We start from the raw sequence: 22,289 nt of genomic DNA, 5'->3' as shown, positions 1-22,289 counted from the left end.
ATGAACATTAGGAGGCATACATGATGGCAAAAAAAGCGAAGCACATAGCGATTTACGGCAAAGGAGGCATCGGCAAGTCCACGACCACTTCCAATATCAGCGCCGCTCTGGCGGAGGCGGGCAAGCGAGTTATACAGATCGGGTGCGATCCAAAGAGCGATTCCACCAATACGCTGCGCGGCGGCAACTATTTGCCTACAGTGATTGACAGCCTTAGAGACAGCAGCAATGTCAGGCTGCAGGAAATATCCGCGCTTGGCTTCAAAGAAATTCTCTGCATTGAAGCCGGCGGACCGGTGCCGGGTGTGGGCTGCGCGGGCAGAGGCATCAATGCCGCGGTAAGCCTTCTGCAGGAGCTGAATGTCTTCGAGGAATTCGAGGCGGACTACGTGCTGTACGATGTCCTCGGGGATGTGGTCTGCGGCGGATTTGCCGTTCCGATCCGTGACGGAATTACCGACCGGGCTTATGTAGTCAGTTCATCGGATTTTATGGCGATCTATGCGGCCAACAATTTATTTAAAGCCATTAACAAATATGCCCCTTCAGGTGGAGCAAAGCTTGGCGGCATCATCGGGAACAGCATACTGCCCGGATATCCGCAAGAACTGATTCAGGATTTTGCCGCGAAGACAGCAACATCCGTAGCAGGCTTTGTCCCCCGCTCCCCGGTGGTTGCACAGAGTGAGCTGTATGGAAAGACGGTCATTGAAGCCAGCCCCGAATCTGCGCAGGCGGATGTGTACCGGAAGCTTGCGGCAGCGATTGCGGAGAATGAGGAGCTGACAATTCCCAATCCGCTGAATGTGACGGATCTGCGGGATTGGGCCAGAAGCTGGGGAGATGCCATCCAATCCGAGGCTGCCGCCTTTGCGGCGGCAAGCCGATGAGGGAATTGATATGAGCGACCTTCGTCAACGGTTTCCGCGTACAAGAGAAAAAAAACATGCTGCCTTAACCGCCTATGCGGGAGATTATGCCTCCTTGGCTGCAGAATTGGGGGAACAAGAGAGCAGACAGCGTATCCGCACATATTCGGAGACAGCCTATGATGAAGTTATCGGGGCGCTGCAGCTGCTTGGCAGAATCAGCGGAAGCGTGACGATCATTCACGGTCCGCCGGGCTGCGGCGCGGTCAAGCTTGAGGATTACCTTAACCGCAGCGGAAGCAGCTGGATAATCACCAATATTGAAGAGAATGATTCGATCCTGGGTGCGGATGACAAGCTGGGTGAAGCTGTAGAGCGGGCTTACCGCGTGTACCGTCCGGAAATTATTTTTATCCTGGCGACACCCGTCATCGCCATTAACAATGATGACATTCAATCGATCATCGTGGATAAAAGCGATTCTCTCGGCATCCCGGTTGTTCCCGTCTATGCCGCAGGCTTCAGGTCCAAAACCTCCGTGTACGGCTATGATCTGGTGTATCACGCACTTGCCAAATATGTATTAAGCAAGGAGGCACCGGAATCCCCGGCAGCGGCAATTAATCTGTTCGGCACGGCGGAAACGCACACAGACCATATTGTCAGAGATCTTGCCGGGGCTGGAGTTTTCGTTAATCTGGCTGCCGGGACATATTCCTTGTCCGTACTGAGAACAGCCAGACAAGCGATAGCATCCATTGCCATCGACAATGACAATGCCCTTTATTTGCTTCACTGGCTGGAGGAGGAGTACGGGATTACGCATCTGCGGGAATCCGCACCGATCGGCATCCGCAGCACAGAGCGCTGGCTGCTTGCTGCCGCCCGCATCTTCGGTTCCGCTGAGATTGCAGAAGCTTACATTGAAGCCGAGAAGAATGCAGCGGACAGTATCTTGAACAGCAGGCTTCTTAGTACTGCTTCGGTGTTCATTGATCTGCCTCCCCAGCAGGCCTTTGGTGTGTCCGGCCTGATTACGGAGCTGGGAGGAAGGGTTGCCGGGGTTGCCGTAAGCCATATAGACCGCTCACATGCGGATACTGTCCGTGAGCTTCAGGCGCAGCGGCCGGATACGCCAGTCTATGTCCAGCAGGGGCAGCCTTTTGAAAAGGTGAATCTGCTGAAGAAGCTGGCGCCTGACCTGTATATTGGGCGGTCCGAGGATGCAGTATGGGCGGTTAGGGCGGGTATTCCTGCCGTTGCCATTGATCATTTGGATATTTACGGCTTTGCCGGCGCAAAGGCCTTAAGTTCTGCTATAGCCAATGCTCTGCGGAACAACGCCTTAAGCAGGTATGCGGGAGAAGGCGGAGAGCTTCCTTACCGGAATAACTGGCTGAACCGAAGCTCCAACTGGCATATCAAACAGGAGGTGAAATAATTGGGGGCAGCGATAGCGATCAACCGCAACAGCTGTATGCTTCACGGTGCGGTGCAGACGGTAAAATCAATCACAGGCGCGGTGCCGGTTATTCATTCCACCTCAGGCTGCGGGGTTCAGCAGTATGTGGGTGTCAGCAGTCTTAGCGGCAATGCGGGGTCTGGGGATACAGGCGGGCTGGGACTGCCATCGACTAATTTTCTGGAGCGGCAGGTAGTCTTCGGCGGAACCTCACGGCTCAGGGAACAGCTTAAGAATACTGTGAAGGTGAAAAGCGGCGACTTCTATGTAGTGCTGACCGGCTGCACTCCTGAGCTGGTAGGAGACGATGTCCCTGCAATGACCAAAGAGCTTCAGGAGCAGTCTTACAAAGCCGTCCACATCAGCACACCGGGCTTTAAAGGCAGTGTGCATCAGGGCTATACCGCCGCTGTTCTGGGGATACTGCGCCAGTTCGATAAGCTGTCAGCTGTCTTAAGTGAGAGGGACACGCGCAGGGTCAATATCTTCGGTGTGATTCCGGAACAGGATGTCTTCTGGAGGGGGAATCTCCGGGGCTTGCAGAACGGCTTTGCGGAAATCGGTGCGGAGGCCAATGTTCTATTCGGGCCGGGCTCAAGTCTTGACGAGTGGAGCCGGATCTTTTCAGCCTCGCTCAATCTGTCATTTTCCGTCCATAGCCTGGAAATATGCAAGTGGCTGGAGCAGCAGGCCGGTATTCCCTATCTGCATTTTGACGGCTACCCGGTGGGAGCCTGGCAAACGGCACAGCTGCTGAGAAGTGCGGCGGAGAAGCTGGAATTGGACGGGCGCAAGCTAGAGGAAAGCATTGCCCGAAACCTGAACGAAGAACGCTATTATATTCTCCAGCTGCTGGATGCCTATTACCGCTATGGATTTCAAAAAAGCTTCGCCTTAATCGGCGACAGCAGCATCGTGTCCGGCCTGCTCCAGTTTCTGGTTGATCCCCTTGGCCTGATTCCCCGGATCATTGTCCTGACAGACGATCTTCCCCGGGATACGCAAGCTTCTCTGTCCAAGAGCTGGACCGGACTCAGCGCCGGCAGCACCCTGGAAATCATTTTTGAGCAGGATGGGCAAAAAATAGAAGAACTGGTGCTGCGCAGCGGTATCGGGCTTCTCATCGGCAGCTCCATTGAGCAATCTGCAGCACAGCGTTTGAACATCCCTTTTCTGCCCGTATCCTTTCCCGTTGCCGACCGCACTGTTCTCAATAAAGGGTATGCCGGTTTCACAGGCGGTTTAACGCTGCTTGAGGATCTGGGGAGTGTCATAATCGGCGGAACAGCCCTCTAAATCTGGTTGTCATATGCCGGAGCCGGAAAAAGAACTTGCCCCGCTATTATTCCGAGTATGCGCATTGAATATTATTAAATTGGGAGAGTGACATATGAGCAGAGCACACATCAAAAGCGATTTATACCGCGAGCTGGCCATCAAGAATGAACTGGGGGTTGAAGGGGTAGCCGCAGATCCGGCGATATTCAAGCATCTAAGCTTGGGAGGCGATTATCAGGAGCAGGTGCATTTATGCTTTGAAATGGATCATGAAACCCATGAGGGCTTTGACCTGCCTACGGGCTACGAAACGCCGGGCGGATTGCGGATCAGCTTCAACTGGGACCGTAAATCGGATTATGAAATTGTGTACGACAGCGGGCAATATGTGCTGACCCACCGTAAAAAGGAGCTGTTCCCGGTTGAATTTGAGAAACGGCCGAAGTTCTACAGCCAGCGGGCATCCGACGGAACGCCTTTTTCCAGAATCGGCTCCTTTGCCCATGGGGGGACCATTTCCATCGCCTACAGCAATGAATGCTCGCTGAAAGAAAAGGGCCAGGATTGCCTGTTCTGCAACATCAACGCTACCAAGGACACTTACTCGGAGCTTGAGGGAATCAAATGGAAGAACCCCAAGCAGATCGGTGAAGCGGTAGCTGCCGCTTATAAGCTGGACGGAGCCAGACATACGAATATTACCGGAGGCTTCGTGCCGGAGCGGCGGGAGGTGGATTACTACATTGATGTGGCAGAAGCGATTCAGGAGCATACCGGGCTTCAGGATTTCAACGGCACGGCCGTTATCGGCGCTCCGCTTGACCTCGGCATTATCGAACGCTATAAGGAAGCCGGCTTCCGCACACTCGCGATGAACCTTGAAATGTGGGACACCAACTTCTACAATGCCATTCTTCCGGGCAAGGTCGCCGAATGCGGAGGCAGGGAGCACTGGATCAAGGCGCTGGAATATGCAGCCAAGGTATTCGGCAAAGGCAAGGTCAGATCCGGTTTTGTCGCCGGCATTGAACCTAAAAAAGCGACACTTGAAGGTGTGGAATACCTGGCTTCGATTGGTGTGCTGTCCTTGACGGGAGCCTGGATTCCGAATCCGGGCAGCGCGCTGGAGGGCCACCGGACGCCAAGGGCGGAGTGGCATCTCGATATGGCCTATAAATCCCATGAAATTTTTAAAAAGTATGGTTTTACCTACAATGATTATTTTGATATTGCCCCGAGCCCGAACTTCCTGATCCATGATTTGTTCGCCATTGACGAGGAGCTTTTGCCCGTGTTCACGGCAAATGAGTCCGTGGAAGAAGCAATATAAGCAAAGACCGGAAAGTCAGACAGAAAGGGAGCTGCGAGCATGGCAAAGAAGATAGCTGTTATCGGCGCGGTAGAACAGGAAATTTTCCCTCTGCATGAAGTGCTCCTGCACGAACCGCATTGGCAGCGGACAGAAAGGGGGACCTACCATCATCCGCTGCTGGATTTGGAGGTTCACACCGTGGTCAGCGGGGTAGGCAAAGTGAACTCGGCTTACCGGACGGCGGAGCTTCTGGCAGCTTTCTCACCGGAGCTGGTTGTTAATATAGGTTATGCCGGAGGTCTTGTCCCGCACGCGCAACCCGGCGATATTGTGATTGGCACGGATTACAGGCAGATTGATTTTGTCAGTCTCACAGAGGGCTTTGCCGCCGGAATGGTGCCGGGAGCCTCACCCAATATTGTGCCCGACCGCTTCATCGGAACCGTTGAACAGGTTAGCCGAAGCCTTGGCTACCGTTTTTTCACCGGCCGGATTGCCACCGGAGATTTTTTTCTGAATGATAGTATTCGCAAGGCGGAAATTATCCGCGACTTTGCTCCGGTTGCCTTTGATATGGAATCGGCAGCCATCGCGCATGTCTGTGCAGCCAAGGGAGTTGCTTTTGCGGTTGTCAGAGTATTGTCGGACCTGGCGGATGAGGAGGCCGCAATCCCCCTGGAATCCGAGCTGGCGGATATCGCCCGCAGACCGGTTTCTGTAGTTCTGCAATCATTGAAGGAATTCTACGGGGTATCTGCGGATTCTGTCCTGAAACTTAAATTATCCTAAGGTGGGAACAAGAATGGGAGAAGCCTTGCTGACGATATCGCAGCTGAACAAGCAGTTTGAAACTGCAGCCGGACCGGTGCAGGCTCTGGAGGATGTGAACCTGCAGGTGCAGGAAGGGGAGTTCATTACGGTGATCGGTCCCAGCGGATGCGGCAAAAGCACCTTATTGCGTATTGTGGCCGGTCTGGATACGCTCTATAGCGGCAGTGTCAGTCTGGAAGGTGAGCAAATAGCCGGACCCGGCATCGACAAGGGGTTTATTTTTCAGGAGCACCGGCTCTTCCCCTGGCTGACTGTGGAGAAGAACATCGCTTCGGATTTGCGGCTTTCCAAGCAAGAGGTGCGTGAAAAGGTGGATAAGCTGATCGGGCTGGTGAAGCTCCAAGGCTTCGAAAAGGCATATCCCAAGGAGCTGTCCGGAGGAATGGCGCAGCGTGTCTCCATCGCCCGCGCGCTGCTGCGGAATCCGAAGATTTTGCTGCTCGACGAGCCTTTCGGCGCCCTGGACGCTTTTACCCGTGCGCATATGCAGCAGGTCCTGCTGGAAATCTGGAAGACTAATCAAACGACAATGATCCTGGTTACCCATGATATTGATGAAGCTGTATTTCTGGGCAACCGGGTGGTCATTCTGGAGCCAAGGCCGGGTAAAATACGTAAAATCGTCCCTGTGGACCTGCCCTATCCGCGCAAAAAAACAACGGTTTCCTTTCAGGAGCTGCGCCTTAAGGTTTTGAATTATTTTGAAAATGTGGATGAGCTGGAGCTGGTCGATGGGGCGGGGATTTAAAGAAACGGCTGATCTCCGGCCGGAAAGGAGAAGGGGAATGTCGAATAGGACAGCCGCATTTAAGATTTCAGGAAGCCCAGGAAGAGCAGCTGTATTCAGCCTGGGGCTGATCGTTCCCGGCACTGTTCTGCTGCTTTGGCAGCTGCTTGGCCATTATGGAGTCATTTCGGAGATGCTTTTTCCAACACCCTATACAATCGTACAGGCATTTGCCGCTTTGGCGGTCTCCGGTGATCTATGGATGCATCTGCGGATCAGTCTGGTTCGGGTTGTGGCCGGATTTCTGCTCGGGGGCATTCTTGGGTTGGTGCTGGGAATCATAGTCGGCCTCTTCCGTAAAAGCGAGCGGCTGCTTGACCCTTCACTGCAAATGATCCGCATGATTCCGAGTCTTGCAGTGGTGCCGTTGTTCATTCTATGGTTCGGCATCGGTGAGGAATCGAAGGTGCTGCTGATTGCCAAAAGCGCCTTTTTTCCATTGTATATCAACGTCTTTATGGGGATCCGCAATGTGGATAACAAGCTGTTTGAAGTGTCGCGTGTGCTGGGCTTCAGCAGATTGAAGCAGACGGTGAAGCTGGTGCTTCCTGCGGCGCTCCCGAATATTTTCCTCGGGCTTCGCTTATCGCTTGGCTTGTCTTGGCTGGGTCTGGTTGTCGCCGAGCTGATTGCTTCGACTTCCGGCATAGGCTATATGATGTCCGACGCCCGCCAGTTTGCCGATACACCGGTAGTATTCGTGGGGATCATCACTTTTGCTGTATGCGGCCTTCTCAGCGATATTTTGGTCCGTGAGGCTGAGAGGAGACTGCTGGGCTGGAAAGAAGGCTCTTAAGGCCGGAACGGAAGGAGGTAAAACATGACTGAAATCTCTGAGGGAGTGCTGCCGGGTGCTGCAACAACTCTGGATAAAAGTGTGAGCCAGCCTGCACGCAACAAACTGCCCCCTTCAGGTTCGGCGGCGGTACGGTGGAAGCCGCTCTTTGCAGACATCGCCATTGGGGCTGCCATTCCCCTATTGACAGTCGCAGCGTGGCAGCTGGCCAGCATTATGGGAGTTGCGTCTGATGAATTCCTGCCGTCCCCGGTGGCGATATTCAAGACTTTTCTGAAACTGGCGGCGTCGGGGGAGCTGGTGCATCATCTATATGTCAGTATGGGGAGAGCCGGACTCGGGTTTCTGATCGGTGCCGGGCTGGGCTTGCTCCTGGGAATCCTGGCCGGCCTGTCCAAGGCGGCAGAATATCTGCTGGACCCCAGCGTTCAGATTCTGCGGCTGGTTCCACATTTGGCTATCGCTCCCCTGATTATCCTTTGGTTCGGATTCGGAGAGGTGTCAAAGGTGGTCATTATTCTGACCGGAGCTTTTTTTCCGATGTATATCAACACATTCATCGGCATCCGGCAGGTGGACAACAGGCTGTTTGAAGTGGGCAGGGTGCTCGGCTTCCAGGCAGCCGACAGATTGCGGCGGCTGATATTGCCGGCAGCCTTGCCGGACATCTTACTTGGCTTGCGGCTATCCTTGGCCGTTGCCTGGATTGGTCTGGTAGTTGCCGAGCTGATCGGCTCGCAATCCGGTGTAGGCTTCCTTATTAATGAGGCGAAGCAGAATTCGAACACTGCCGTTATTTTTGTGGGAATTGTAATCTTTGCCGTCATTGGCAAGCTGATTGATTCCCTGGTTCGCCTGCTGGAACGCCGGCTGCTGTTCTGGAGAGACAATTATCAGGGTTAGGAAACAGAAAAGGGGGAATTGGCAGTGAATATTCACCATATACAATCAGAGCTTCGCAGGAGTTATATCAACCGGTTCTATTTTTTGCCCATTTCGGCATTGATGGCAGTTATTCTGCTGCTCTCCGCTTGCGGGAATCCCGGCAGCAATAACGCCGGAGCCGGTTCTGACACGGGCGCCGCCGCCGCTTCGGCTAAAGAAACAGAAGGTACAGCTGCAGCTCCCGCCGTGCTGAACTACGGCTTCATCGGCTCCAATACGCTGAATCTGCCGGGTGGTGCAGAAGGCTGGGGGCTGTACAAGGGGATAATCCAGGAGGAACTGTCTAAGTACGGGATTACAGAGGTTAAGGTAACGGGCTTCCCGAACGGTCCGGACCAGACAGAGTCGCTTATCAGCGGCAGACTGGATTTCGGGAGCCTCGGCGACACACCGGCAATTATCGCGTACGCCACCGGTGCCAAGACGCGGTTAATTTCGCAGCTGGCAACCAACCAGATTGCCTATCTGATCGGCAAGAAGGACGGACCGGAGACGGTGCAGGATTTACAGGGCAAAACGATAGCCATCCAAAAAGGCTCCTTCATGCACCGTTACATTGCTGGATTGCTGGAAGAGGAGGGAGTAAGCGGCTACAAATTCGTTCATATGCTGATTCCGGATGCCGCCGCCGCTTTGGCCCGCGGGGATGTGGATGCCACCACGAATAACGGGGTACCCGCCCTGAAGCAGGTTGCTGACGGCTACCCGCTGCTGGATGATGCCACCAAGCACCCTGCTTTGCTGGGCTCCAGTGTAACCGTAGTCTCAGAGAACTATCTCAGCAAGTTTTCCGCCTTCCCCAAGGTATGGAATGATGCCCGCGAGAAAGCTCTGGCCGATTTGAAGCTGCATGAGAGCGAGTACTATGAATTCATAGCCAAAGTCAATGATACGACACCCGAGATTGCCAAACAGGTCTATCCGATCGGCGATATCAAGGAGACAGCTTTCTCTGAAGAAGGAACTGCGCTGCTGGAGGGAACGAAGAATTTCCTGGTGAAGGAGAAGCTGGCCAAACAAGATTTCGACATCAGCTCATGGAAGCTGCAATAATACAATACGAGTTGAAACAGGCTCCGGTCCGTGAAGATTATTCACAGTCCGGAGCCTTCTGTATAAGCCGTTTCTACTTAATATGCTAAAATAGTAGGAGGTTCCTCCGCGGAGCCGGAATATATCACGAAAGACGCTTCAAAAGGGAGACTGCCATGGACTATGATTGTCTGATTGTGGATGACGAGCGGGAGCTGGCCGAGACCACCTGTGAATATTTTAATCTGTTCGACGTACGGGCGGCATATGTCACTGATGCCCGGGCCTGCCGGAGCTTTTTGCGTGAGCACAGGGTGTCTCTGCTGCTGCTCGACATTAACCTGAACGAAACCTCGGGCTTCCAGCTGTGCAAGGAGCTGCGGCAGGAGACAGGCATTCCAATCCTGTTCATCAGCGCCCGGACCTCCGAGGATGATGTTCTGATTGCTCTGGAAATCGGGGGGGATGATTATATCCACAAGCCCTATACCCTGCGCGTTCTGCTCGCCAAGGTGAAAGCTGTGCTCAAGCGTCTGAACTCCGATGGAACTTCACCTGAAAGGGAAACGTGGAGCGCAGGGCCGGTACGGATTGATCCCGAATCCCGGAGGGCCAGCCTTGAGAACGGCGAACCGCTTAAGCTGAAGGCGATGGAATACAAGCTGCTCAGCTATTTGATCCGGCATAAAAACCGTGTCATCCCGAAGGAAGAATTGTTCTCAGGGGTCTGGGGGGATGTATTCGCCGGAGACGGAACCCTGAATGTACATATCCGCCATTTACGCGAGAAGATCGAGCCAAATCCCCACGAACCGGTATTTATCCGCACGGTCTGGGGCGTTGGCTACGTGTTTCAGGAGGATTAGCCATGCTCCGCAAGCTGCTGGGTGCTTTTGCCGCCGCCGCGGCGGTCATCGGGATCAGTCTGTTTGTGCTGTTGACGAGCCTGCAGGAGAATGCGCCTCCGGACCGGGTGGCTATTAACGGGATCGTGAAGCAGACCGAACGAAACTGGGGAACACCGGAGCTGTTCCAGCGTATTCCCGGCCCCCTGGAATACGCCGTTCTGGATCAGGACGGGAAGCTGCTGTTCCAGAGTAAAGCGGGATTGTCCCGCTCTGTCAACGAGGCGCTCAAAAACAGGGAGACCCCGATGGATCTGACGGTAGACGGGCAAGTTGTAGGAAAGGTGATTGTTCATAACGATGACCGGGACGTCTTCAGCCGCTGGAAGAGGCAATTTGCGCTGGCAAGCGGAGCTGCTATTCTCCTGCTGCTGCTGCTCGGGCTGCTGTATATTTCCTATTTGAACCGGATGATTATCCGGCCTTTCGGCAGGATGCAGCGGTTTGCCCGGCATATTGCCCGCGGAGAGCTGGATTTTCCGCTGGAGATGGACCGGGATCATCTGTTCGGAGCCTTTACCGAAAGCTTTGATATCATGCGCGAGGAACTGGCCGCCGCCAGGCGGAATGAATATTTGGCCAACAAAAGCAAAAAGGAGCTGGTTGCCGGGCTAAGCCATGACATCAAAACACCGGTGGCCTCCATCAAGGCAATCACCGAGCTGCTGCAGGTTAGTGCGGTCGGCGAGAAGACGGGCCGGCAGCTCGGCATGCTCTATTCCAAAGCCGACCAGATCGACCGGCTGGTTACGGATATGTTCCATTCAACTCTGGAAGAGTTGAATGAGCTGCAGGTTAAGATAACTGAAGAGAACAGCAGCCTGCTGAAGCTGCTCATCGCCAATGCCGACTATTCCGGTATCGTCTCCGTGTGTCCGGTACCGGAATGCATCATTGCCATTGATGCGGTCCGCCTTCAGCAGGTTGTGGACAATATCGTGCACAATGCCCGCAAATATGCAGGTACAGGCATCGATATAGCCTTTTTTATACGGGAGGGCTACCTGGAAATGGAGCTTGCCGATTACGGCGCGGGGGTGCCGGAGGAAGAATTGCCGTTCCTGTTCAATAAATACTTCCGCGGAAGCCGGTCGGAGCATCAAAGCGGCGCCGGGCTTGGGCTGTACCTGTCCCGCCATTTGATGCGGAGAATGCACGGGGAAATCGAGGGCTTCAACCGCCCCGGCGGGTTCACGGTGAGGCTGCATATTCCGCTTGCCGGCAAAGTTTAAAAGCGTGGTCCAAATCACCACATTATTAAGAATTGGTTAAGGAATGCGCAAAGCCCTGTTAAGGACCTTCGTTGTATGATTAAGCTGCAATGGCGGTTGCCGTTGCAGCCATTAAACCGCCGGATGTGGAGGGCGGATAATGAGCACAGCCGGACGGAGTGGAGCAAATAATGACGGGAATCATAGAGGACATGGGAAGAGAAGTTCTGCTGCAGACCAGGAAGCTGGGCAAGACATTCTCGAACGGCGGGACCCAGCAGCATGTATTGAAAAACCTGGATTTGACATTGTATCAAGGCGATTTCACCGTAATTATGGGCAGCTCGGGGTCAGGGAAATCCACCTTGCTGTATGCGATTTCCGGCATGGATAAGCCAACGCTGGGCGAGGTTCATTTTGCCGGACGCGAGCTTACCGGTATGAACAATGACCAGCTGGCGGTATTCCGGCGCAGCAACTGCGGATTTGTATTCCAGCAGATTCACCTCCTTGATACAATGAGTGTGCTCGACAATGTGCTGTCCACCGCTTTTCTTGTCCAGAAGAACCGGGCACAGGCGGTGGACAAGGCCCGTGAAATGCTGGACAGAGTGGGGATCCGGGCCCAGACGCAAAAGAAATTCCCCTCGCAGATTTCCGGCGGCGAAGCGCAGCGCGCGGGCATTGTCCGGGCGCTGATCAACAGTCCGCAAGCGCTGTTTGCCGACGAGCCTACCGGAGCGCTCAACAGTGCTGCGAGTGAAAGCGTGCTCGATATCCTGACGGAGGTGAACGGGCAGGGACAGAGCATTATCATGGTAACCCATGATATCCAAACCGCACTCCGGGGCAACCGCATTCTCTTTTTGCGCGATGGTGTCGTGCTGGAGGAGCTGCGCCTGGAGCGCTACAGCAAGCATAACCCGCTGCCGGACCGGCAGGAGAAGCTGCAGAGCTTCTTGTCGAAGCTGGGGTGGTAGCATGGCATCTGTAATTGGAAGACTTGCCTTATCCAATATCCGCAAGCGCAAAAGTGCTGCAGCCACGCTGTTTATCCTGGTTGCGCTGACCGTGCTGCTCTTGACTGTCGGACTTTCTGTCAGCTTCAAGCTGGGGTCGTTCCAGGAGGAGAAGACGGCTGAGCTGCACACTCCGGATTTGCTGGCCTACTATAGCGACAGCAGCCATGCCGAAGCCTACAAAGCCCTGGTCGAAGCTGATCCGGCGACCATTTATTTGGAGGAGGAGAACGCCCTTCTGCTGCAGGAGAGCAAGGTTAAATACGGGGAATCCGATGTGCTGGCGGGATTGCTTATCCTGCATGCACAGAATCCCCGTGAGCTGTCCCCGCTTCCGGAGAAGGCGGTGAATCCGCAATCCGGCCGGCCTGATGCCGTCTACCTGCCTTTAATGTTTCATCTTTCCGGCGGCTATGATGTTGGAGACAGCTTTTCATTTTCGGAGGGAAGCCGGGTATTCTCTTTTCCGATTGGAGGTTTCTTTGAAGATGTCTTGCTCGGAACCTTCAATATGGGTGCTGTGAAGCTGTTTGCGAATGATTCGGCTTTTGAGCATTTGGAGAAAGAGCTGGGCCAAAAAGCCAGGTATCATTTGCTCTCCGCCACCGTGCAGGATTCCGTGAAGGCCGAACAGCTAGGCCAACGGCTGTCCGAGCAAATTTCCACCTGGGACTCAAGGAGCAATTTTGCGGTTATTGATGCGCAGACAGGTATGGAGGGGAACAAATTCTACGTCAATCTGCTGTCCGCGATCCTCGTTGTCTTCTCACTGCTCATGGTCATCATTGCCCTGATTGTAATCCGTTTTCAAATCGTGGCGCAAATTGAGGATTTTATCGTGAACATTGGGGTGCTGAAAGCAAACGGTTATACCTCGCGGCAGATCAGGGGAGCGATGCTGCTGCAATTCTTCGCGGTGAGTCTTGCGGCCGGATTGCCGGGCCTGGCGGCAGCGGGAGCACTGATGCCGTTTGCCGGAAATCTGATTTCTTCTTCCATGGGGCTTTTATGGCCGTCTGCGTTTGACTTGGCCGCTGCCCTGATCAGCCTGGCGGCCGTGGCGCTGCTGGTATTGACGGTTGCTTTCCGGGCCAGCAGGCTTGTCCGGCTCATTACGCCGATCAATGCCCTGCAGAAAGGGCTGAGCAATCATAATTTTAGAACCAACCGGCTTCCTTTGGCCGGATCAAGGCTGGGCCTGCAGCTGGTTCTGGGCCTGAAGGCTCTGTTTCAGCAAACCAGACAGAATGTGATGCTGCTGGTGATTGTGGCCGGATTGACGTTTTCCAGTGTTTTTTGCATCATCATGGGGTTCAATATGAGCGGAGACAACACGGAATTTATTCGTCTGGTGGGTGTGGAGCACAGCAGCATCAGTCTGACCTTGAAGGAGGGCCGGATTTCTCCGGAGCAAATTGCCGATTTGTCGGCGATGGAGGGTGTGCGGAAGCTGACAATGCTCGACCAGATGGTCGCATCCATTCAGGGCAATGTGCTGCTGCTGCAGGTGTCGGATGATTTCGGCAAGCTGGAAACGCAAACGGTCTTTCGCGGCAGAAATCCCCTGAATGACAACGAAATTTCTCTTTCCGGCATTGTTGCGGAGCGTGCCGGCAAATCTGTCGGGGATGAGATAGCAGTTGCCGTAAACGGAATATCGCAGAACTATATAATCACCGGCTTAAGTCAGCAGATTACCCAGCTCGGGATGGTTGCATCCATGACGGATGAGGGCTTCCGCAGATTAGTGCCGGACTATACAAGGCAATCGGTTAATCTGTATCTGAACGATGGGGCGGAGATTGCCGCATTTATGCAGAACGTGGAAGACCGGTTTCCGGGGACCTGGGACATTCTTAACGTGGAAGAGCGGCTGCAGGGGCTTCTGAAGACCTTTGCCGCCGCAATGACGGCCCTGACCTGGATTATTGCCTCTGCTACCATTCTCGTGGTCAGCCTGATCCTGTATCTGGTCATCAAGACGCTGATCCTGAAGCGTAAGCATGAATTCGGCGTTCTCAAGGGACTGGGCTTTACTTCCCTTCAATTGATGACGCAGATTACCTTCAGCCTGCTTCCCGTTATTGTCACGGGAGTGCTGGCGGGCAGTGTGCTGGGATACTTTTATTCGGACCAATTATTTGTCCTCCTGCTCTCCGGCTTGGGGATTTACAATGTTGAAGCTTCGGTAAGCCTGCCGCAGGTGCTGATTCTGTGTCTGGCCGTTGTTGCCGCAGCGTATGCGGTGTCCATACTGGTGTCGCGGCGGATTCGCAGAATCAGCGTATACGGCCTGATCTCCGAATAATACGCATGCCCGGCGAACATACCCTTTTCATAAATGGCTCCCGCCCGTGAGGCTTGTTCACAGGCGGGAGCCTGCTGTATGCAAATGCGGCAGGCTCCCGGCGGATACGGATAAATAAATTGTCTGGTGCGCGTCACAGAAATTGTGTATGCTGGAGTTCTGAAAACTTTCGGCAGGAGGCTTAGCGAAGCAATGGAACATGGCAGTATGGCAATGATTGCAATTTTGGTGGTTTGCGGTTTTTTGGCCGGATTGATTGATTCTGTGGCGGGGGGAGGGGGACTGATTGCCATCCCGGCTCTGCTGTCTGCAGGAATTCCGCTCCCGCTGCTGCTTGGCAGCAACAAATTGGCCGGAACGCTGTGCTCGTTCACCAGCACGGCGTCTTTTGTGCGTTCCGGGAAGATTAACTTCGGACTGGTCAAATACTTAGTTCCGCTCTCTGTGCTTGGGGCGGTAGCCGGCTCGCTAACGGTTCGGCAGGTGCCTTCGGAGTTTCTGAAGCCGCTCGTGATTGTGATGCTGATCGTGATTACGGTCTATACCCTGTTCAAAAAATCCTGGGGCGATGTCTCGACCTTCAACGGCGGCAGCAAAAAATCACTTCTGACCGGCTTGGGCGCAGCCCTGGCTATTGGATTTTATGACGGCTTCTTCGGCCCGGGAACCGGCTCGTTTCTGATCTTCGCCTTTCTGATGCTTGGCTTTGAGTTCGTGACTGCTGCCGGCAACGCGAAGGTGCTTAATTTTGCCAGCAATATCGCAAGCCTGCTGACGTTTGCCGCTGTAGGCTCGGTCAGCTTGTATTACGGACTTCTGCTCGGCATACCGATGGTATTCGGCGCTGTTGTCGGTTCCAGAATGGCAATCCGCAAAGGTGCCGGCTATATCCGTCCGCTCTTCATTGCGGTCACCGTTATCTTGATCGGGAAGCAAATATGGGATACGATGCACTAAGAACGGCTGCGGAGATGAATGTTATGGAGCTCCGCAAGTACATAAAGAAACTGTCTGGAAGCTGCGGCATGAGGTCATGGAGGCCGGAGCATGCGGATACGGGCACTGCGCGCATTGCGGGCTGCATCATGGAGAAGCTCTTCGGCGATGCCGGGGAAGTGTGGGGAGATGAGACTGGATATGAGTAAGAAGCTATACTACGATTCCGCCTATCTGAAGGAATGGCAAACCTCGGTCAGCGGAACCGTTGAGCGGGAAGATGGGCTGTACTTGATCCTGGAGGAAACGGCATTCTATCCGCATGGTGGCGGTCAGCCTTGCGATGCCGGGACCATTGGCGGGATTCCTGTGCTGGATGTCATCCTTGAAGGTGAGGAGGTGCTGCACAAGGTTGCGGCTGTGCCGGGTGAAGGTACGGTCAGCTGCCAGCTTGACTGGAGACGCAGATTTGACCATATGCAGCAGCATAGCGGCCAGCATTTGCTCTCGGCGGTATTCCGCGGCCTCTTCCAGGCGATGACCTTGAGCTTTCACCTGGGCGGCGATTATGCGACCATAGATATTGAGCTTGCGGAGCTGTCGCCGGAACAGCTGGCCGCAGCGGAGCAGGAGGTTAACCGGCAGGTTGTTCAGGACCACAGTATTGTGAGCTATTATGTCACCGGTGAGGAAATGGCCCGCTTGCCGCTGGTGAAGCTGCCCAAGGTAACGGAGAATATCCGGATTGTCGAGATCGAGGGAGTGGAGCACAATGCCTGCGGCGGGACCCACGTTTCTTCTACAGGAGCGATCGGGATGATCAAGCTGCTGAGAGCGGAGAAGCAGAAGGGCAACATCCGGATTACCTTCAAATGCGGAGGGCGTGCGCTGGATGAGGCTAACGCTAACCAGCGTATTCTTGGCGCGCTTTCCGCCAAATTCAATACCGGCAAGGATGAAATTATGGACCGGATCGGGAAATGGGAGGCCGAACAGAAGCTGCTTCAGGCTGAGCTGGCGCTATTTAAGGAGCAGAACGCCGGATATTTGGCACAGGAGCTTTTGGCCGGACAGCAGCAGGAAGCCAGCGTGCTCGCCGAAGTATTTGAAGAGAAGCCGTTCAAGGATTTGCAGAGTCTTGCCGTCAGGCTGACTGCAAGCACGAAGCTTCCCGTGCTGCTGCTGACGGCAGCGGAGAATAAAGTGGTGCTTGCCTGCAGCGGAGCTGACTTCTCCTGCGGAGCCTTCTTCAAAGCAACCTTAAGCGAATTCCAGGGAAAAGGCGGCGGAAGCGACAAAATGGCGCAGGCGGGCTTTCCGGCTTGGGAGGATGCACTGAGATTTTATGAATTCGCCAAAGGTTCCATTTAAACAAGCGGAAGCGCGATAATCGAAAATTATGGAAAAACCTCATTGACAGATGGGAAGGGCTGCTCTATAATCCAGATTAACCATTTAATAGCATTGGATTAGTAGGAATAATAGATCAGGGCTGACCGGTTCTCCGGAAGTCGGAGCTCCTAGTTTTACTATGGAGCGTCCGGCTTCTTTTTTTCAAAGATTAGAATTTATATGTTTTACGCTATCAATTAGCCTTATCTTTCTCGCTGAAACGGATACCGTCCTTATAAGGACGGCGAAGCCGTTTCCACTTGTCCTGATGTGTGATTGTTATCACAATTCCTTTTGCTATTAGGGCTAAATATGCCGACCGGTTAACTGGAGGCTTGACTTGACTAAGTATTATTTAGTCGAATCAAGCCTTTTTTATTTTTATCAAACTTGGAGGGAAGCAAGCATGTCAAGAGTTGCGAAGAAACTGACCGATCTGATTGGAAACACACCGCTTCTGGAGCTTGCCGGCTACAGCAGAGACAAGCACCTTGGAGCCTCGGTAATTGCCAAGCTGGAATACTTCAATCCGGCCGGAAGCGTCAAGGACCGTATCGGCTACGCGATGATCAAGGAGGCGGAAGAGCAGGGCTTGATCGGGCCCGGGACGGTGCTGATCGAGCCAACCAGCGGCAATACGGGAATAGCGCTTGCCTTCGTTGCCGCTTCCCGCGGCTACCGGCTGATTCTGACGATGCCGGACACGATGAGCATTGAACGCCGTAATCTGCTGACCGCGCTGGGTGCAGAGCTGGTGCTGACACCCGGGGCGGAAGGGATCAGGGGTTCCGTTCTCAAGGCGGAGGCTCTGGCAGCAGTTACGCCGAATTCGTATGTTCTCCAGCAGTTCAACAATCCGGCGAATCCGAAGATCCACCGGCAGACCACAGCCGAGGAAATCTGGCGGGATACCGGCGGAAATGTGGATATCTTCGTCAGCGGAGTGGGCACCGGCGGTACCATTACCGGCGTGGGGGAGGTCTTAAAGGAGCGGAAGCCAACCGTAAAGATTGTAGCCGTAGAGCCGTTCAATTCTCCGGTGCTGTCCGGGGGGAATCCTGGTCCGCACAAAATCCAGGGAATTGGCGCCGGGTTCCTTCCGCTGATTCTGAACCGCGGAGTCATCGATGAAGTGTTCAAGGTCCGGAATGAAGAAGCGCTGGAGACGGCCCGGGAGCTATCCCGCACAGAGGGGCTTGTAGTCGGCATTTCCTCGGGAGCTGCGGTCTTTGCCGCCTCACAGCTCGCCAGACGCAAAGAGAATAAAGGCAAAAATATAGTGGTGCTGCTGCCGGATACCGGGGAAAGGTATCTATCCACCGAACTGTTTCAGAAGCCGGTACAGACTGGAGGGATATCATGAGCCCAGTAATTGAAAGGCCGCGCTACGTGTGCGCCCTGGGCGGTGCCATCGGCACAATCCAGTCCTTGCCCCGCGCCATCCCGATCCTGCATTCTTCGTCCGGCTGCGGGGGCAATCTTGCCGGAGCCTTAAGCGGAGCTTCGGGATACAACGGGGGGAATTACTGCGGGGGCCAAGCGCTTCCCAGCTCCAACGTGTCCGAGCGGGATATTGTATTCGGGGGCGAGGGACGGCTCGGAGAACAAATCGAGAATACATTGAAGGTCATGGACGGCGATCTGTATTTTGTGGTCACAGGCTGCATGGTTGAGATGATTGGCGACAATGTACATGCTGTAGCCAAACGCTTCAAGGGGGGCGAGCTGCCGGTGCTCGCAGCGGAAACGGTCAGCTTCAAGGGCAATTCCTATTACGGCTACGGGATTGTTCTGGAGACTTTATTCCGCGAATTCGTGGAGTCCTCACCGGTCAAGGACGCAGGCACCGTCAATCTGTGGGGAGTTGTCCCGATGCAGGATGTATTCTGGAAAGGCAACCTCGGTGTGCTGAAGGATTTACTGAAGAAGCTGGGCTTTGAGACGAATACGTTTTTCGGCCAGGGAGAGACGCTGGATAATCTGAAGAACGCTGCCAGGTCCAGCCTGAATATCGTCGTTTCGGATGCATATGGCATTGAGGCGGCGAAGGTGTTTGAAGAAGTGCATGATGTTCCTTATCTTACCGTACAAATGCCCATCGGCGATCATGGCACTTCGCGTTTCCTGCGTACAGTAGGCAAGGCGCTCGGTGTGGATGAATTCAAGGTGGAGAAGCTGATCCGCGAGGAACGCAAGGCTTATTATCCCTATCTGGAGCGGCTGGCGGATGTCTATAATGACCTGGATTTCCAGCGTTACGCGACTGTGGTCGGCGATCCGAATTATACCCAGGCGCTGACCAGATTCCTCGCCGACGATCTTGGCTGGCTGCCGGAGCTGGTAGTGGTTACGGATATTCTGGATGAGCCGCAGAGAGAGCGGGTGCTCGCAACCTTCAGCGATTATGAATCGGGGTTAATCCCTGAGGTTGTGTTCGATCAGGACGCTTCGAGCATCGGAGGGCATATCAACCGTCATTGGCCGCAGAGCCACGGGCAAAAATATCATAAAGGGTTCTCACCCGGATTCATTATCGGAAGTGTTATGGAACGCGATACGGCAGAGCAATTCAAGGTGCCGTTGCTTCCGGTGACGTATCCGATCTCCAACCGAGTAGTCCTTAACCGCGCTTACGCCGGATATTCCGGCGGCCTTACCCTTGCCGAGGACATATTGAGTCTTGTCGTCAGCCACCGCTAACCAGTAAACAGGAGGTAATGTCCAATGGATTATATCAAACATAAGGTACCGCCAGTGCGTGAAGACCGTCTTGCGGCCTGCGGAGCGTACGGTGGCACCTGCAGCGGACTGTCTGCAGATTCCAAGAAAGGCTGCCTGTATGCTTCAAAACGGACCTTCTCACAGACACAGGGCTGCCAGCTGAATCTAAGCCTGTCGATGATCAGCTCGCTCCGCGATGCCGTGATGGTAATTCACAGCCCGATCGGCTGCGGCGGAAACCTGATCCAAAACGCCGGGATTAACAAGGTGTTCCAGAAATTGCGTCAGGAATCCGCCGTCGGTCTGCGCTGGATCAATACGAACCTGAGCGAGGTAGATGTGATCAGCGGAGGAGAAGCCAAGCTGCGGCAGGCGGTGCTGAAGGCAGAGCGCGAATTCCGCCCCGCGTCCATTCTGGTGTTCAACAGCTGTGTTCCCGCCCTGATCGGCGATGATATTGACGGTATCGTGGATGATCTGCAAAAGCAGATATCCGCTACCTTGGTGCCTATTCACTGCGAAGGGTTCAAGACCAAAATTCAGGCAACCGCCTATGACTCTGTCTATCATGGTCTGATCCGCAATCTGGTGGGTGAAGATAAAAGCACGAAGCCTGCGGTCCTTCGGACGCCGGAGGAGGAGACGCAACATCAGGCCAAAATCAGCAAAACGGTTAATCTGCTTAATGTCGGCTCCATGAGCCGGATTGACGAGGAAGAGCTGGTGCGCCTGCTGAAAATCCTGGATCTGAACGTGCGGATTCTGCCTTCCTATTCACATCCGGATGATTTTACATATGCCCATGAAGCTGCCCTAAATGTAAGCATCTGTGCCACACATGACGATTATTTCGTGGAGCATTTCAAACAAAAGTACGGGATTCCCTACGTGCTGCGGACGATTCCAATAGGGATTGCCAATACCAACAAATGGCTGCGGGATATCGCTGCGTTTTTTGGCCTTGAGGAAGAGACAGAACGGCTGATTGCGGCGGAAACCGCGGAGCTGGAGAAAGCGCTGGAACCCTACAAAGCCCAGTTCAAAGGAAAAACGGCCTTTATTACCGGAGGCGAGGTACGGATACTCACTACCGCTGAGCTGCTGCATAACCTCGGAATGGAGATTTTGGGGCTGCGGGGATACCATTTCGACAAATATGGGGAGCATCTGCTTGATGAATACCTGGAGGATGTGCCGGGTTCAGAGCAGACGATTTTTAACGTAGGTGCAGGGCAGGTATTTGAACAGGCCAATCTGCTCACCAAAATCATACCGGATCTGTTCGTCGGGCATATCGGTGTAAACGGCTCGGCGGCCAAGCAGGGCTTCCCGATTTTTCCGCTGTTCGGACAGAGCGATGATTATCTCGGTTATAAAGGTGTCTATGAGGTGGCTGCACGGGTCAGCCGCATTCTCAAAAATCCTGCATTTAACAGGAATTTGCGCAGTAATACAAGGCTCCCTTACCGGGAGAGCTGGTATGAGCAGGACCCGTTCAGCTATATCAACGATTCGGCAGCAGCGGCTGCCCACATCGGTTAGCAGGAGGCGGCAGGAAGGCCTTAACTCATCAGGCATCTGAAAAGAAGAAAGGAGAATGTGAAATGTCCGCAACTGAAGCAAAAATCATCATCAGCGGGGTAACCCGCAAGTATTCGATCCGCCGGAACACAGAAGAAGCCAGGAAGGAATTTACCGCTTTGCAGGAAGTGGACCTGACGGTAAGGCCCGGTGAATTCTTGACCATTGTAGGACCCAGCGGCTGCGGGAAGTCAACACTGCTGGATCTGATCGCCGGGCTTGCGGCTCCGACGGAAGGCGCATTGTACATTGACGGGAGAAAAATCACCGGCCCCGCTCTGGACAGAGGTATTGTTATGCAGGGGTACGCCTTATTTCCCTGGCGGACGGTCCGCCGCAATATAGAGTTTGGCCTCGAAATCAAAAAGGTTCCAAAGAGAGACCGCAAAGCCGTCAGTGACCGTTATTTGGAGCTTGTCGGGTTAAGCGGCTATGGCGACCGTTATCCGTATGAGCTGTCGGGTGGAATGAAGCAGCGGGTGGCGATTGCCCGCGCACTTGCTTATGACCCTGAGGTGCTGCTTATGGATGAGCCATTTGCCGCAGTGGATGCACAGACCCGGGAAACGCTGCAGGATGAATTGCTGCAAATCTGGGAGCAGACCGGGAAGACGATTGTATTCGTGACCCACAGCATTGATGAAGCAGTCGCTCTAGCCGACCGTGTCGTTGTCATGTCGCCCAATCCGGGCAGAATCCGCGATATTGTCGATGTCGCCCTGCCCCGCCCCAGACGTGTTGGGGATGTGCAGGCCACCGCTGATTTCAGCTGGATCAGGCACCGGGTATGGGAACTGCTGCAGGGAGACAGCGCACCGGTTAAAGGTGTACAGCAGCAGGCTGCACCCCAGACAACATTGGAGCTTGCAGAGCAGCTGTCCTCATCGGCAGTGCTATAAACGTT

19 protein-coding genes are annotated in these 22,289 nt (G+C 54.1%); all 19 read left to right on the top strand.

The window, feature by feature from the left end; translation table 11 throughout:
- Positions 1 to 20: 20 nt before the first annotated feature.
- The 19 genes from HYD27_RS04895 to HYD27_RS04805 all read left to right on the top strand — a co-directional run bounded on the left by HYD27_RS04895 (position 21) and on the right by HYD27_RS04805 (position 22,284).
- Positions 21 to 890, top strand: a complete 870-nt coding sequence (locus HYD27_RS04895; RefSeq protein ID WP_228744984.1) for a nucleotide-binding protein — start codon at positions 21 to 23, stop codon at positions 888 to 890.
- Complete coding sequence (locus HYD27_RS04890) at positions 844 to 2,310, top strand: nitrogenase component 1 (protein WP_219212133.1); 1,467 nt, start codon at positions 844 to 846, stop codon at positions 2,308 to 2,310. Before HYD27_RS04895 ends, HYD27_RS04890 begins: the two co-directional genes overlap by 47 nt.
- Entirely contained in the window at positions 2,311 to 3,627 is a 1,317-nt protein-coding gene (locus tag HYD27_RS04885; RefSeq protein ID WP_219212131.1) for a nitrogenase component 1, read from the top strand.
- Between the two features lie 94 nt (positions 3,628 to 3,721).
- Entirely contained in the window at positions 3,722 to 4,939 is a 1,218-nt protein-coding gene (locus HYD27_RS04880) for a radical SAM protein (RefSeq protein ID WP_219212129.1), read from the top strand.
- A 39-nt stretch (positions 4,940 to 4,978) separates the two neighbouring features.
- Positions 4,979 to 5,710 (top strand): 5'-methylthioadenosine/S-adenosylhomocysteine nucleosidase, encoded by a 732-nt coding sequence (gene mtnN, locus HYD27_RS04875; protein WP_219212127.1) that lies wholly within the window; start codon positions 4,979 to 4,981, stop codon positions 5,708 to 5,710.
- 13 nt (positions 5,711 to 5,723) lie between these two features.
- Positions 5,724 to 6,500, top strand: a complete 777-nt coding sequence (locus HYD27_RS04870; protein ID WP_219212125.1) for an ABC transporter ATP-binding protein — start codon at positions 5,724 to 5,726, stop codon at positions 6,498 to 6,500.
- A 37-nt stretch (positions 6,501 to 6,537) separates the two neighbouring features.
- Entirely contained in the window at positions 6,538 to 7,335 is a 798-nt protein-coding gene (locus HYD27_RS04865) for an ABC transporter permease (protein WP_219212123.1), read from the top strand.
- A 24-nt stretch (positions 7,336 to 7,359) separates the two neighbouring features.
- Positions 7,360 to 8,238 carry an ABC transporter permease gene (locus HYD27_RS04860; RefSeq protein WP_219212121.1) on the top strand — a complete coding sequence of 293 codons (879 nt, stop codon included), beginning with the start codon at positions 7,360 to 7,362 and terminating at the stop codon, positions 8,236 to 8,238.
- A 24-nt stretch (positions 8,239 to 8,262) separates the two neighbouring features.
- On the top strand, positions 8,263 to 9,333 hold the full coding sequence (locus tag HYD27_RS04855; RefSeq protein ID WP_309242016.1) for an ABC transporter substrate-binding protein: 1,071 nt from the start codon (positions 8,263 to 8,265) through the stop codon (positions 9,331 to 9,333).
- A gap of 155 nt (positions 9,334 to 9,488) precedes the next feature.
- A complete protein-coding gene (locus tag HYD27_RS04850) occupies positions 9,489 to 10,178 on the top strand; it encodes a response regulator transcription factor (RefSeq protein WP_219212119.1) in 690 nt (229 codons plus the stop codon).
- A 2-nt stretch (positions 10,179 to 10,180) separates the two neighbouring features.
- Entirely contained in the window at positions 10,181 to 11,449 is a 1,269-nt protein-coding gene (locus tag HYD27_RS04845) for a HAMP domain-containing sensor histidine kinase (protein WP_219212117.1), read from the top strand.
- A 170-nt stretch (positions 11,450 to 11,619) separates the two neighbouring features.
- Positions 11,620 to 12,408 (top strand): ABC transporter ATP-binding protein, encoded by a 789-nt coding sequence (locus HYD27_RS04840; protein WP_228744983.1) that lies wholly within the window; start codon positions 11,620 to 11,622, stop codon positions 12,406 to 12,408.
- Between the two features lies 1 nt (position 12,409).
- Entirely contained in the window at positions 12,410 to 14,755 is a 2,346-nt protein-coding gene (locus HYD27_RS04835; RefSeq protein WP_219212115.1) for an ABC transporter permease, read from the top strand.
- Positions 14,756 to 14,947: 192 nt separating this feature from the next.
- A complete protein-coding gene (locus HYD27_RS04830; RefSeq protein WP_219212112.1) occupies positions 14,948 to 15,712 on the top strand; it encodes a TSUP family transporter in 765 nt (254 codons plus the stop codon).
- A gap of 180 nt (positions 15,713 to 15,892) precedes the next feature.
- Complete coding sequence (locus HYD27_RS04825; protein WP_219212110.1) at positions 15,893 to 17,062, top strand: alanyl-tRNA editing protein; 1,170 nt, start codon at positions 15,893 to 15,895, stop codon at positions 17,060 to 17,062.
- A 427-nt stretch (positions 17,063 to 17,489) separates the two neighbouring features.
- Positions 17,490 to 18,446, top strand: coding sequence for a cysteine synthase A (gene cysK, locus HYD27_RS04820; protein WP_219212108.1), 957 nt, complete (start codon positions 17,490 to 17,492; stop codon positions 18,444 to 18,446).
- Positions 18,443 to 19,783 carry a nitrogenase component 1 gene (locus tag HYD27_RS04815; protein WP_219212106.1) on the top strand — a complete coding sequence of 447 codons (1,341 nt, stop codon included), beginning with the start codon at positions 18,443 to 18,445 and terminating at the stop codon, positions 19,781 to 19,783. The genes cysK and HYD27_RS04815 overlap by 4 nt, the downstream gene beginning before the upstream one ends.
- Before the next feature lie 24 nt (positions 19,784 to 19,807).
- Positions 19,808 to 21,346 carry a nitrogenase component 1 gene (locus tag HYD27_RS04810; RefSeq protein WP_219212104.1) on the top strand — a complete coding sequence of 513 codons (1,539 nt, stop codon included), beginning with the start codon at positions 19,808 to 19,810 and terminating at the stop codon, positions 21,344 to 21,346.
- Positions 21,347 to 21,408: 62 nt separating this feature from the next.
- Positions 21,409 to 22,284, top strand: coding sequence for an ABC transporter ATP-binding protein (locus HYD27_RS04805; protein WP_219212101.1), 876 nt, complete (start codon positions 21,409 to 21,411; stop codon positions 22,282 to 22,284).
- The last annotated feature ends 5 nt before the right edge of the window (positions 22,285 to 22,289 follow it).

The organism is Paenibacillus sp. S150 (genome assembly GCF_019352175.1).
In the GTDB taxonomy this organism is placed as follows: Bacteria; Bacillota; Bacilli; order Paenibacillales; family Paenibacillaceae; genus Paenibacillus_AQ.
The sequence above is the reverse complement of the archived record's forward strand: the minus strand, read 5'-3'. Positions and strand labels throughout refer to the sequence as shown.